Here is a 525-nt window from a genome sequence, read left to right as displayed (position 1 = left end):
TCACCGTTTTAAGGCGGACGAGGCGTATCGGATCGGCGAGGGGCTGAGCCCTGTTGGCGCGTATCTATCGATCCCCGAGATCATCCGCGTGGCGAAGATGTGCGGGGCGGATGCGATTCATCCCGGTTATGGCCTTTTGTCGGAGAACCCTGACTTCGTGGAGGCGTGCGATGCGGCGGGCATCGCCTTTATCGGGCCGAAGGCGGACACCATGCGTGCCCTGGGCGACAAGGCCAGCGCGCGCCGGGTGGCGATCGAGGCGGGGGTGCCCGTGATTCCGGCCACGGGGGTCCTGGGCGAGGATTGGGACGCGATCCGGGCCGAGGCGGCGCAGATCGGCTATCCGCTGATGCTGAAGGCCAGCTGGGGCGGGGGCGGTCGCGGGATGCGGCCCATCCATTCCGAGGCGGAGCTGGTGGAAAAGGTGCGCGAGGGCCGGCGCGAGGCGGAGGCGGCCTTTGGCAATGGCGAGGGGTATCTGGAAAAGATGATCCAGCGCGCCCGCCACGTGGAGGTGCAGATCCT

1 protein-coding gene is annotated in these 525 nt (G+C 67.8%); it reads left to right on the top strand.

Features of this window, described 5'->3' with window-relative positions:
* The coding region (locus JX25_RS00005) for an ATP-binding protein (RefSeq protein WP_277750061.1) at positions 1–525 on the top strand (525 nt) is incomplete at both ends.

Origin of the sequence: Falsirhodobacter deserti, from assembly GCF_004015795.1 — a bacterium.
In the GTDB taxonomy this organism is placed as follows: domain Bacteria; phylum Pseudomonadota; class Alphaproteobacteria; order Rhodobacterales; family Rhodobacteraceae; genus Falsirhodobacter; species Falsirhodobacter deserti.
The sequence above is the reverse complement of the archived record's forward strand: the minus strand, read 5'-3'. Positions and strand labels throughout refer to the sequence as shown.